This is a genomic window from Paraburkholderia hospita, assembly GCF_002902965.1.
Classification (GTDB): Bacteria; Pseudomonadota; Gammaproteobacteria; order Burkholderiales; family Burkholderiaceae; genus Paraburkholderia; species Paraburkholderia hospita.
Genome location: NZ_CP026105.1, coordinates 1,693,219 through 1,705,504, shown reverse-complemented (window position 1 = coordinate 1,705,504; position 12,286 = coordinate 1,693,219). Strand labels below are relative to the sequence as shown.

At 64.0% G+C, this 12,286-nt stretch carries 8 protein-coding genes; all 8 read right to left on the bottom strand.

Annotated elements, in window-relative coordinates; genetic code table 11:
- Window positions 1–6 precede the first annotated feature (6 nt).
- The 8 genes from C2L64_RS07630 to C2L64_RS07595 all read right to left on the bottom strand — a co-directional run bounded on the left by C2L64_RS07630 (window position 7) and on the right by C2L64_RS07595 (window position 12,254).
- The gene (locus C2L64_RS07630) at window positions 7–2,235 is read right to left on the bottom strand and encodes a DEAD/DEAH box helicase (RefSeq protein ID WP_090837856.1); all 2,229 of its coding nucleotides are present in this window, start codon (window positions 2,233–2,235) and stop codon (window positions 7–9) included.
- Entirely contained in the window at window positions 2,207–3,517 is a 1,311-nt protein-coding gene (locus tag C2L64_RS07625; protein WP_007742637.1) for an ATP-binding protein, read from the bottom strand. Before C2L64_RS07625 ends, C2L64_RS07630 begins: the two co-directional genes overlap by 29 nt.
- A complete protein-coding gene (locus C2L64_RS07620) occupies window positions 3,514–5,802 on the bottom strand; it encodes a tellurite resistance TerB family protein (protein WP_090837858.1) in 2,289 nt (762 codons plus the stop codon). Before C2L64_RS07620 ends, C2L64_RS07625 begins: the two co-directional genes overlap by 4 nt.
- Before the next feature lie 595 nt (window positions 5,803–6,397).
- Window positions 6,398–7,480 carry an EamA family transporter RarD gene (rarD, locus tag C2L64_RS07615; RefSeq protein ID WP_090837860.1) on the bottom strand — a complete coding sequence of 361 codons (1,083 nt, stop codon included), beginning with the start codon at window positions 7,478–7,480 and terminating at the stop codon, window positions 6,398–6,400.
- Window positions 7,477–8,772, bottom strand: coding sequence for an aspartate aminotransferase family protein (locus C2L64_RS07610; RefSeq protein WP_244144667.1), 1,296 nt, complete (start codon window positions 8,770–8,772; stop codon window positions 7,477–7,479). Before C2L64_RS07610 ends, rarD begins: the two co-directional genes overlap by 4 nt.
- On the bottom strand, window positions 8,762–10,264 hold the full coding sequence (locus C2L64_RS07605; protein ID WP_090837864.1) for a heme oxygenase-like domain-containing protein: 1,503 nt from the start codon (window positions 10,262–10,264) through the stop codon (window positions 8,762–8,764). The genes C2L64_RS07610 and C2L64_RS07605 overlap by 11 nt, the downstream gene beginning before the upstream one ends.
- Before the next feature lie 8 nt (window positions 10,265–10,272).
- Window positions 10,273–11,271: an iron-containing redox enzyme family protein gene (locus C2L64_RS07600; RefSeq protein ID WP_244144666.1), complete on the bottom strand. Its 999-nt coding sequence runs from the start codon at window positions 11,269–11,271 to the stop codon at window positions 10,273–10,275.
- Entirely contained in the window at window positions 11,268–12,254 is a 987-nt protein-coding gene (locus tag C2L64_RS07595; RefSeq protein WP_090837866.1) for an iron-containing redox enzyme family protein, read from the bottom strand. The genes C2L64_RS07600 and C2L64_RS07595 overlap by 4 nt, the downstream gene beginning before the upstream one ends.
- Between the last annotated feature and the right edge of the window lie 32 nt (window positions 12,255–12,286).

Sequence of the window (12,286 nt, the reverse complement as noted above, 5' to 3'; positions counted from 1 at the left end):
TGGGCGTCATTCGCACGCCGTTGCGAGCCGCCGCGCCAACGCCTGTGCGCCCGGCATGTCGAGCCGCAGCGACGCATACGCGTTGCGCTTCACGTCGTCGGGCAAGGTCCAGTCCCACTTTTCATTGTCGATGTTGCCAATCGCGCGCAGTGCGTCCGTGGTCTGCGCGGGCGTCAGCGCGGCGATGCGTTGCAGCGTGTCCTTTACCGAACCCGCTACGCGCACGCTAATCGTCGGCCCCTGATTCCACGCGTCGAGCCCTTCGGCGCGCAGCAACACGACCAGCGCATCGTTGATCCAGTCGCCGGACCATGTCGCCAGCACGGCGCTGCCGCCGTGCGTGAACACGGAGCGCGTAGCCAGCTCGTTCGACGCGAAATAGCGGCGTGCCTCTTCGAGTAGCTCTCGGCCCGTGGTATCGAGAAACACGACGGGCGCGCCATCCTTCAGCACATTGAACATTTCGCGCCGCACCTCGTCATGCACTAGCGAGCCGCCGCCGTCGAACACGGGAGGCACACCGCCCTGATCGGGCGTCACGTACACGGTCTTTTTGCCCGCATCGACGTCCTGCACGCGCCAGCGTTGACCGCCGAACACGAGCCCCTGTCCGGGCGCGAGTGGGCGAGAGACGGGCACCGACCCGAGCACCCTCGCCCCCGCGACGATGCGGAACTCATCGTCCGTCGAAAACGATGCATAGAACTCGTAGTGATTGACGAGCCGCTCGCCCGCCACGCCATGCAGCAGCAAGCCGCCCGCTTCCTGCACGAGCAGGTCTTTCGCGCCGAGACTGCGCAGGATCGCGGCGAACGTCGGCTTGTCGATCGTGCCGAACGGGCCTTTGGCGACGAGCGTGTCCCACAGCTCGCCTGCATTCGCGCCGCCGCGTTCGGCGATGATCGACAGAATCTGCTGCACGAGCGTCGACGGATGCATGCCGTGCGCGCGCGGCGGCTCAAACCAGCCGCGCAGCAGCAAGTTCACCATAGCCACCGATTGCACGAGACTCTCGCGCAGCCGGTCCGACAGATCGGAGCCGCTGTGCAGTTCCGCTTCGATGCAGTAGCAGCGAAGAATCGCCGCTTCGCCCTTGCGCCGACCGGAGCGCCCGAGCCGCTGCCGCAAGCTCGCCACCGACGGCGGCGCCCCCACCTGCACGACACTTTTCACCGCGCCGATGTCGATGCCGAGTTCGAGCGTCGTCGTGCAGACAGCACTTGCGGGGCGATCGCCCGCCTTCAGCGCCTGTTCCGTCTGCTCGCGCAGTTCCTTCGACAGGCTGCCGTGATGCGGCCAGAACTCGTTCGGATACCCATCGCGCTCGCAGGCGCGGCGCAACAGGTCGGCGTAAAGCTCGACCTGTCGGCGGCTGTTCGGAAAGATCAGATTGTTCGAGCCGCGCAGCACCTTGTACATATGATTCGCGACATCGACGGTGCTCGCGGGCACGACGTCTTCGAGACCCGGATTCTCGATGCCCGGCTCGAACTGGATGCGCGGCGGCTTCTCGACATAGCCCTTGATCAGAATCTTCAGTTCCTGGCCCGCGCTGCCGGACTCGATGATCTGCACGTCCTGCGCGGCGCGTGGGCGCAGAAACTCTGCCGCAAGGCGCATGTCCCCAAGCGTCGCCGACAGACCGACGCGCGGCACCTTGCGCCCGCACGCGCGATCGACGCGCCGCATCAGCGACTGCAACTGCATGCCGCGCTCGGAACCGATAAACGCGTGCAACTCGTCGACGACCACGTAACGCAACGCGGCAAACGTCGCTTCGAGCGACGCACCGCGCGTGACGAACATCGCTTCGAGCGATTCGGGCGTGATCAAAAGCACGCCCGTCGGCTTTTTTATGAAGCGGTGCTTGCGTCCCGACGATACATCGCCATGCCAGCCGGTGACGGGAATCTCCAGCGCATCGCACAAGTTGTCGAGGCGCGACCATTGATCGTTGATCAGCGCCTTCAGCGGACTGATGTACAGCACCGAGCCGCTGCACGGATCGTCGCGCAGCAGGTTCGACAGAATGGGAAGGAATGCCGCTTCTGTTTTGCCCGCCGCCGTCGCGGCCGCGATGATCACGTCGCGGTCAGCATCGATCAGCGCGGGCACCGCGCGCTCCTGCGCGTCGCGCAGCTCGGTCCAGCCCTCGCGCCAGATCCAGCGACGAATCCGCTCGTCGAGCAGATCGAAGCTGCGCGAATCAGTTGAGCCGGAAGCTTGCCAGCTCATCGTCGCTATCGGGAGCGGCGTCGTTGACGATGTCGGCCGCGCCGCCCGTGTCGCGCTCGATGTCCATGCTGCCGATCAGCTCGCGCCAGTCGGTCGACGGGTTTTGCTCCAGCACCGCGAGAAAATTGATGAACGCGGTGATCGTCGTGCGCGGCGTGCGGAAATACGCTTCGCCAAGCCGCGTCGCGCAATGCGCCATGAACGCGGGAATTGCTTCCTCGGGTACGAGCGCCTTGCTCGCGTCGCCGAATGCGTAGACGATGCGCAGCTTGTCGAGCAGCACGTAGAAGTCTTCCGGCGTCAGCGCGGCGAGGCGGATCACGGGGCCGCTGTAGTCGACGAGGCCGTTCGTCGCGAACGCGTTCTCCGCCAGCCGCGATTGCAGCGCCGCATAGCTGTAGAGGCCACGGCGCGTATCGAGCAGAAACTCCGGCGTGCCGCCGAGCACGAAGCCGACGCCTTCCGCCGTGCCTTGCAGCGAGTCGTTCAGGATGCGCAGGATCTGCTCGTAGTTTGCGTTGCGCGCCTGCACGTTCGCGAGCTTGTACAGGTTCACCATTTCATCGAGGCAGATCATCAGCCCGCTATAGCCCGCGAGCCGCACAAAACGCCCGAGCAGCTTCAACTGATCGTACATGCTCGCGTCGTCGACGATCGTCCGCACGCCGAGCGCCTGGCGCGCGTCGGTGCGGGTCGTAAACTCGCCGCGCAGCCAGCGCACGGCATCGCTCTTGAGCTTCTCATTGCCTTCTTCGAAGCCGCGGCAGTAAGCGGCGATCACGTCGGCGAAATCGTAGCCGTTCACCATCTCCGTCAATTGCGACAACTGCGCGCGGATCACTTCGTCGCTGGTGCGGCCCGTCGCCTTCGCTTCCGTCTTCGCCTGGCCGATGAACTTCTCGACCACGCCGGCCAACGCGCCGCCTTCGGGCTTCGTGCGCGTCGCCATGTTCTTCACGAGTTCCGCGTACAGCGAGCGCGCCTGGCCGCCCGACGCATGCAGCCGCCGGTCGGGGTTCAGGTCCGCGTGAACGGTGACGAGCTTTTTTTCGAGCGCGATCGCGCGTACGAGGTTCAGGAAGAACGTCTTGCCCGCGCCGTACTCGCCGACGACGATGCGAAACGACGAGCCGCCGTCCGCGACGCGCTCGATGTCCTTCAGCAACGCTTCGAGTTCGTGCGCGCGCCCGACCTGAATCAGATGTTGCCCGATGCGCGGCACCACGCCGGCGCGCAGGGATTGCAGGACCGCGTCGCGGTCCCTGGGGCGGATCGTTGTCATGCAGCCAACCTTTGTGCGACTTCCTGATTGATTTCGACGGGATCGTCTCCGTCCGTGAGCGGCTCGTCCCAACGGTCGAGCGACGCCTCGTTTACCTGTTCGATCGCGCCGTCCAGCATCAGTTCGAGATGCGACGCGGCATCGGCGAGTTCGGCGCGCGTCCACGACTCGCGCGTCACGAGCAGACGCAGAAAGGACGAATGCGCGTCGTCGAGGCCGAGCAGCGGTTCGGCTGCTGCAGGCGTTTGCGGCGTCGGCTCTGCTTGCGGTTCAGGCGCAGGCTCTTTGTCATGCGTCGCGGCCGTTGCCTGTGCCGCAAGCATGTCCTGTTCCTCGACGGCGGCCGGTTGTTCCGTTTCGGGGATGTGCACGGCTGTCACTGTCCCATGCGCTTCGTCGACGAACACATCGGCCAGCATCGACGAGACACGCGCCGTCTCTTCCTTCAGCGCGGCGATACGCGTCGCGTCGAGCACGAACTCGTGCTTCACCGCGACGGGCCTGGGCGAATGCGCGTGCTTCTTCGCCGGCTTCACGCCCGCTGGCGTGATGGCCGCGCCGCTCGCATGTTGATGCAGGTCGGTGTACAGGCGCTGCGGATCGATGCCGAGCATCCGGTACACCTTCTCCAGCAAGCGCACTTCTTCGCGCGACACGACGCCATCGGCATTCGCGGTGTGCACGAGAAACGACGCGATCGTCGCCTTCACGTCGTGCGCGAGCGGTTCCAGCTTCTTCTTCAAGCCGGCGCTCGCCGTCGGCTGTGCGAGTTGCGCGAGATTGCGCGCTTTCAGCCGCGCACGCTGCGCATCGGACAAGTGCGGCCACTGGTCGATCTGCCATTCGATCACGGCCGTCTCGCGCTGCGTCGCGTCTCCGTCCGCGCGCGCGACCGTCGCCGCCAGATCGACGATGATCGTCGCGACGTCGTACGCATCGTCGACGGGCAGTGGGTTCGCGCTGGGCGCCACGGCGAACAGCGCGATGGCGTCCGTCGGCTTCGGCGTGCGCGCGCCCAGCCGCACATCGGGTTCGACGGCGATGCCGGCTTCCGCGAGCGCGGTCGTGAATACGACGGCCTTGTCACGCGTCATCTTGCCGCCCGACTTGAAGCGCGCGAGCACCGCGCCGAACGTACTGACGGCCGTCTCGCGCGCGACTTCGGCGGCGAGTGCGTCGATCGCGTCGTGCGTCGCCTGCGGCCACAACGCGGGCGGCAGCGTCAGCGTCGCTTCCAGCGTGCCCTGCGCCTCTGGATAGCGGCCGAGATACCGGCTGTACGCGTCGAGCGCGACGGCGCTCTCGTGCATCAACAGTTGCAGCTTGTTGCGCGTGCCGTTCACAGCCGCGATATCGGGCAGACCGACCAGAAAGCCTGGCACGGGCACGTTCTTCAACGCGCGGAACGATGGCTGCGGCGACGCGTCGAGCTTCGTGCGGTTCGCGGGCAACAGCATGCCGGCGCCGAAGCGGTCGCGATACTGCCGCATGAACACGCGGTCGAATTCCTCGGGACAACGCGCAACGGCCGTGCGCCGCACCATCATCGGATCGAGCTTGACCCATGCGAGCGCCCAGTCCGCCGGCAACGGATGCTGATCGAGCGCCGCCTGGCCGAACGCGACCCGCACGTTCAGCGGCACCTGATAGCCCGTCGCGAGCCCGTCGGGCGCGGGCTGCAGATACATCCGCGTATGCCGCGACGCCACCAGCGCCAACGCGTCGATGAGCGCGCGCACATGCTTTTGCCAGCCGTAGTTCGCGTCGAGATTGAGCAGACGGCGCAGTTCTCTGGCGATCGCGTCGAACTCGTCGCCGCTCAATTTGCCCGCCGCGCCGTCGACGAGCACGCGCCGCTCCAGCCCGTAAAGGTAAAAAAACAGATAGCCGGTGTTGATGTCCGATTTCTTGCGATCGGAGGCGAGCCATTCGAGATACGTGCGGCGTTGTTCCGGCGTGAGCCCGCTATAGCTGAGCGCGACGCTGCCAAGCCCGGCTGCCGGGTCCGTGCCGTCGCGGGCGACGTCGAAGCGCGCGTCGATCACGCAGGCTTCGATCGAATCCGCGTGCAGGCGCTGCGCGTCGCCCGTGTAGAAGAAGCCTCCCGAGACCGTCAGGTCGTGGATATCGATGCTTTCGCCGGGCGCGACAAAGCGCGCGGACGAGCGCGCAGCAGGCCGCGCGCCACCGGGCGCGGGGCTGATGCGGTAAGCGTCGGCGGCTGAGCCCGCCATGTCTATCGATACCAACGGCTCGTCGTCATATGAGCCGGGAGAGCTTGTCATGAAATTGCCTGGCTCCTCGGGAGCCCTGTGAGATCCGGATGAAAACTGCGAAACAAAGCGCAATGGCTTGCCGACACGCTGCATACCGCACAACGTGTCTTTCGATGCAAGCTTGAAGGGGAACCAACGACAGCCAGCCCGGACGGGCCAGCCCACACAGCCGGCGCCAGAACGATCAGATGGCGGACATGCGCGCGCGCATCCGACGCAAGAAAGGCAAGTCCCATCGATACGCCGATGACGACAACCACGCCCCTCCCAAAACTGCTTCGCCCGCGGCTCATTGTTCTCCCGTCCACGTCGCCGGGAATCCGTTGCCCGGCGCGGTCGCGACCTTTGATTATATGTTCTTTTTCAGGATCGCTCCGATGGCGCAAAAATGGCGGTTCGGGCCTTGTCGAACAGGTATCGAAGCGAGTAATTTTGGAGTTTTGCTTACAAATGCCTTGGTGCGCAAACACACAATCCGACCCCAACTAAATCGCATATTTTGCAAGCTCATTTTGCGAACTGGAGTTACACTCGGCGACATGCGTTTAGCGCGCCGGATTCTCAATCGGGCGCGCCGAAATCTGAAATTCGGTCTTCGACGCCTTTATGCGTCAGACTTTTCGCACCGTCTCTCAGGTTCTGGACGGCCCTCGGAATGCCAGAACCTATTCACGCCAGCGGAAGCTGGCGTCTTTTTGTGCGACGTAAGAGAGGACACGTTCTGTCCTGCAACGCTCGCACCTTGCACGCCCTGCACACTTTGCGTTCCCTGCGCCGTTCCTGGCGCTGCGACAGCGAGCACGAGCGGACGGCGCCGGATCGACGCATAGGTCGCGAGCGCGAGGCCGCACCAGATCAGCCCATAGCCTGTCAGATCGACGGTCGTCAGCCGTTCGTGGAAGACCGTGAGCGCGAGGATGAACGTCACGGTCGGCGTTACATATTGCATCACGGCCGATTCCGTCATCGAAACGAGCGGCATCGCGTACGCGTAGAGCGCGAGCGGCACGACGGTCAGCGGCCCCGCCAGCATCATCAGCACGGACGCGTCGACGCCGAACGACGTAAACGCCAGAGCATGATGCGACGTCAGATAGCCGAAATAGCCGAGCGCGAACGGCATCATCACGACGGTTTCGCGCCATGTGCTGACGATCGCGTTCCGCGTCGGCCACACCTTGCGCGTGAGTCCCAGCAGCGAGAACGTCACCGTCAGCATCACGGCGAACACGGGTACGCCGCCATGCGCGTAGCACTGGACGAAGGTGCCTGCCAGCCCGAGCGCCAGCGCCGCCGCTTTCAGACCGTTAAGCCGCTCGTTCAGAAAAACGATGCCGAGCGCAGCCGACAGCAGCGGATTCAGGAAATATCCGAGACTCGCCTGTAACGCGTTGCCCGTCACGGAGGCGAGGATATACACAACCCAGTTCGCGGACAGCAAAATCGCCGGCAACAGCGCGAGCGCGAACGAGCGCCAGTCGCCCATGTGTTGCCGCAATGCGGGCTTGAGCGCTATCACGGCCGACAGCACCACGAACGACCAGAACACGCGATGCGCGAGCATCTCCGGCGCGCTCACTTCCTTTAGATGCCAGTAATACAGCGGCATCAGGCCCCACCAGCACAGCGCCACGAGCAGCGCAGCGTAGCCGGCGCCCTCCTTCTGCTTCTGATTGTTCGCGTTCATGGCTGTAGCGCCTCGTCGAGTCGGTCGATCAGAACTTCCACTTCATCCACGCCGAAAATCAGCGGCGGCGACAGGCGTAGCGAATCCGGCGCTGCGGAATTCGGCATCGCCAGCACGCCGCCGTCGATCAGATCCAGCCACACGTCGGTCATGCTCAGGTCGAGTCGCGGGTCGAGCTTGAGGCTGAGCGCGAGGCCCTTGCCGTGCAAGGTCACGCGCGAATCGAAACGGGTTGCGATGCGCTCGCCGATCAGCGCGCCCATCGCGGCCGCGTTCTCGACAAGCCGTCCGCGTTCGACGAGGTCCAGCACGATCAGCCCGCACTGCATCGCGAGCCGGTTGCCGCCGAAGGTCGAGCCCTGCACTTTCGCCTTGCCGGGCGCGCCGAACACGGCGTCGAAATCGCCGTCGTTCATCAGCACGGCTGAGAGCGGCACCAGCCCGCCCGTCAGTCCTTTCGATACGACGAGCATGTCGGGCGCCGCGGGTGCCTCGGGTGCCTTAGCGTCCATGCCGATTGCGTCGATGCCGAACCAGGTGCCCGTACGGCCGAGGCCGCAATACACCTCGTCGGCGATCAGCTTCGTTCCCGTCGAGCGGCACAGCGCCGCAAGCCGCGACGCGGTGTCCGCCGTCCAGTGCTGCGCCGCCGACGACCCCGCCACCGGCTCGAACACGACGGCAGCGATCTTGCGGCTCGCGAGTATGTCTTCGAGCGCGGCGAAGTTCTGCGCATCGACGTGATGGACGTTGCCCGGCTTCCAGCGCAGCGCCTCGGTCCAGAACGGATTGCCCGTCATGAACGATGAGAACATCGACAGGCCATGGAAGCTGTCGCGGAATGCGACGACGTCGGTGCGCCCCGTGCTCGTCATCGCGAATTTCACGGCGCTTTCGACGGCCTCCGCGCCCGTGGTCGCGAAGAACACTTTCTGGAAGCGCTGGCCGCTGAGCGTGAGCAACTTGTCGGCGAGCGCGAGCTGAGACTCGGCGCATTCGAACGGAAACACATTCACCGACGTACGCTGCAGTGCATCGGCAAAACGCGCGAGCAGCGACTCATGCGCGTGCCCCAGATTCGCCGTGCCAAAACCGGCGAGACAATCGAGCAACGCGCGGCCGTCGGCTGTTTCGATATAGCAGCCGTCGCCGCGCGCGCCCGTCATGTCGAGGCCCGCTTCGTCGAGGAACCTTTCCCAATAGGGATTGACGGGATCGAAGCGCTCAGTGCGACCGGCCCCGCGTTCAACCCCGCGTTCGTCTCCTTCGTCTGCACCGTCGTCAGATTTCAAGCGGCCTCCTGCCTTCACGAAGCCCATGAAACTGGAGTTGCGTCTGATCGCCGTAAAAGTACGCGACCGACTCCAGTTGCCGCATGTTCACTTCGAGCATGAAGAGCGCCGCTTCGAGGCTGTAGCGCTGCTCCGCCGCGCTCACGTGCGGGACGTCGGCGAGGAACAGGCGCGACAGGCTCGGATGATTCAGTTCGTCGTTCGTTTCGCCATGCTTTGCGACGATGTCGCCCGCATGTAGCGCGCTTTCGACCAACGCGGCAATGTGCTCGTGAACGGGGCTGTGCTGGTCGCGCAAACCTTCCGTGACCATGATCGACGTGAAGAATGCGGTGGGCAGGCGATGCGCCAGCACCGTGTACGCGTCGATATAGAGCGCGGTAAGCGGCAGCGGCACCGATACGCGCACCTCGGCTTCGTTCATGCCGAGCGCGACACAGGTGGCGAGTTCGAACGCTTCGTGACCGTATTCTTCCTGGAAGTACTGAAAGAGCCGCGCGCGCAGATTGCGTTTGAGGCGGCGCGACAGCAGCGGTCCAAGTATTTCGACGAAGCGGTCGGTCACGTGATACTGCTCGATGTACAGCCCCTTCACGAGCGGCGTGATTTCATGACTCGCGAGCGCGGCCGATGCATACGCGTTGCTGCCCAATTGATCGAGCGCGCTGAGCAGCAGGCGCTCGGCACGCGCGGCGAGCGCGAGACCGCTGCAGGGTTCGCTGAAACGTTCAGTATCCGCCGACGTCATGCGCCTGCCGACACGCAGCGGCGCGATCTCGACGAAATGCGCGAACGACAGCAGATACATTTCCAGATCGACGGGATCGAGCGATGCGACGCTGCGGAAATGTTCCTGCGAAATATCGTCAGAAACGGCTGTCGAGGGATGCCAGCCCACATGCCGGAACACTTCATCGAGCACGCGTTGCCACGCGAACACAAGTTCTGGCGCGTTCTGGCGCGCATACTCCAACTGGAAATGGAGCGACTGAAGCGCGAAGTTATCAGCGAACTGCGCGCTCTCCTTGCCCGAAAACGGGAACGCGCCAGGCGTCGTGTCGCGATCGTGTGCGTCGTTCGTGAGCATCTGATGGACGACGCTCAACATATGCTCGTACATCCCAAGCCGACGCCCGACAACAGCGGCGAGCCGCTGCCCGACTTCACCGCACAACGCCATCGCACGTTGCGCATCCGACGTGACACGGTCGATGCCGCTATCCGTCTCTTCGATCAGCGACAGCGCATCCAGTTGCACCGTCAGCGTGCGCACCCACCCGGGGCACGCTCCTTCGCCCAAGCGCACCCAGATATCGGACGAAGGCCGCATCAGTTGCGTGACGACCTCGGCCACCTCGTCGCGCGCGACGCCTTCGAACGACAGGTCGATGGCATCGTCGCCGACGCCAATCGTCAAGCCGTCGTAGCCCGCCGACACCTCGCACGGCACCAGCGCCGGCCGTCTGTATCGATCGATATCCCAGCGTTCCATGACGGCTCTCAGGCGAAGATGCGCGGTTTGACGACGGGCTGGCGGCCGTAGAAATCGAGAATCTGGTTCTCCTGAAGCACCATGGTTTCGATGGCGAGCATCACGTGCTTCCTGACCGTCATCTGTTCTTCAGGCGAGATGGCCTCGATTTCGGCAAGCAGGCTGAGCGAAATGTCTTCGTGATCGAACTCGTCGTTGATCGTCGCGTGACGGGCGATCGGACGCCAGAAGCCTTCCGGGATGCCCGTCTCGCGGCAATAGTTAGCCAGTTCGATATGAAAGCTCACGCTCGGCTGCTCGAACAGGAACAGCAGCGACTTGAAGCTCAACGGATGCTGGCGCGCATACACGCCCAACGACGCGCACAGCGCGAACGTGGCGGGCAGCGGCACCAGATAGTCGAGATTGTCGGTGCGGATGGAAACGGCATGCAGCGACTGCCGCAGCATGTCGTCGTGATTCAGTTCCGAGGCGAGAAAGCCTTGCAGCAGCTTCTGCACCTTGACGGGTTCGGCATGCGCGAGCGCCGGCGCGATCAAACCCGGCGCCTCGCGCACGATATAGAAGTATTCGAGCGCATAGCCAATCAGCGCGCTCTTCGGCAACGTGCGATCGCAGAGGCCTTGATAGAGACGCGATTTCGAATTCGCCTCGATCGTTTCGGCGGCGAACTTTCTGAGCCGGTGATAGAACTCCTCGCCCGACAGGCAGCCTCGAGGCGCGGGAAACGCACTCTCGGTCAACAGGCCGAGCCGGTCGAACTCCTCCAGCAGCCCGTCGACTTCAGTCGCTAGCTCCGGATGACGGCGCTTCAGTTCGGGGATCGACGTGTCGCCGCGCCGGAGCGAATCGACGAACGCCTTGAGCGCGCCCTGGCTGTCGGCGACGACGGAACACGATTGCTCGCGATAGTCGAGCGTCAGGCCGTTGTGCTCTTCGATCAGTTGCACGCCGGGACGAAAGCGCGGCGCGGCGAAAAGATCTGCTGCGGTCGTGGCCTGCATCATGCCTCCCCGTCGACGTCGAGTGTGCGCAACAGCATCGGGGACGCCGAATAGTGTTCCCAGATGCCCGTATAGAACTGGTCGTACAGTTCGATGAACAGATGCGTTTGCGCGCGCATGCGCCGCACGTCCGCATCGGCGATGGCGGGAATGCGCGAGAAGATCTTGCGCGTGAGGCTGCCGTGTCCGCCGTTCAGGTTGATGTCGGAGTGCGCTTTCACGGGCTTGAGCAAAGCGGGATCGACGCCGATCCGATACGCGGCGTCGAGGAAGGAATCCTGCTTGATGTCCTTGCCTTCGAGGATGCCGAGCGTCGAAAAGAAGAACAGCGGGTCGCTATGTGCCCAGAAAGCAAGCGAGTTACACAGCGCCATGGTTTGCGGCAGCGGCACCGTGCGCGCGAGATCCTCACGCGTGACGCCGAGCGTGGTCAGCGCCTTGAGCAACAGTTCGTCGTGCCCGTACTCTTCCGCGTAGAACTCGTTCATCGACAGCCGCACGCCCGTATTGGCGACATACGACAGAACGGGCGCGTCGAAATAGCTTTCGCGGAACAGGAAATGGTAGTTCTCCACGATCATCCCGTGGATCACATTGAGGGGAATGTCAGCGCCCGAACTCGCGGACGCGCACTTCTCCCAGAACACGTTCGTATAGAGCGTGCGATACAGCAGATCGTTGGCGAGATCTTCGAGTTCGAGCAACACGTCGAGGCCGCTGCGGGCCAGCGCGGGTTTCACCGCGCGCACCAGTTGCAGCTCCTTCAGACGATCGAACACTTTCTGTTCGTACGGCGAATAGCGGGAGATCACCTCCTCCGCCTTGACGCCGGCGCGCAGCGCGCTGATCAGGGACGCCGCGTCTTCACCGTCGACGGCCGCCGGAAATTCGTATTGGTTCTCGTCGTCTTCGATGACGAGCGAAGGCGACGTGCTGAGACACTTCCCCGCCAGCACAAACGCCTGTGGTTCAAAAATGTCGTCCATCACGACAGCCTCCGTTCGTGGCCGGCACGCAA

Coding starts and splice junctions, on each gene's coding strand:
- C2L64_RS07620 (WP_090837858.1), bottom strand. CDS start 5,802: ATGACAAGCTCTCCCGGCTCATATGACGACGAGCCGTTGGTATCGATA.
- C2L64_RS07630 (WP_090837856.1), bottom strand. CDS start 2,235: ATGAGCTGGCAAGCTTCCGGCTCAACTGATTCGCGCAGCTTCGATCTG.
- C2L64_RS07625 (WP_007742637.1), bottom strand. CDS start 3,517: ATGACAACGATCCGCCCCAGGGACCGCGACGCGGTCCTGCAATCCCTG.
- rarD (WP_090837860.1), bottom strand. CDS start 7,480: ATGAACGCGAACAATCAGAAGCAGAAGGAGGGCGCCGGCTACGCTGCG.
- C2L64_RS07600 (WP_244144666.1), bottom strand. CDS start 11,271: ATGATGCAGGCCACGACCGCAGCAGATCTTTTCGCCGCGCCGCGCTTT.
- C2L64_RS07595 (WP_090837866.1), bottom strand. CDS start 12,254: ATGGACGACATTTTTGAACCACAGGCGTTTGTGCTGGCGGGGAAGTGT.
- C2L64_RS07605 (WP_090837864.1), bottom strand. CDS start 10,264: ATGGAACGCTGGGATATCGATCGATACAGACGGCCGGCGCTGGTGCCG.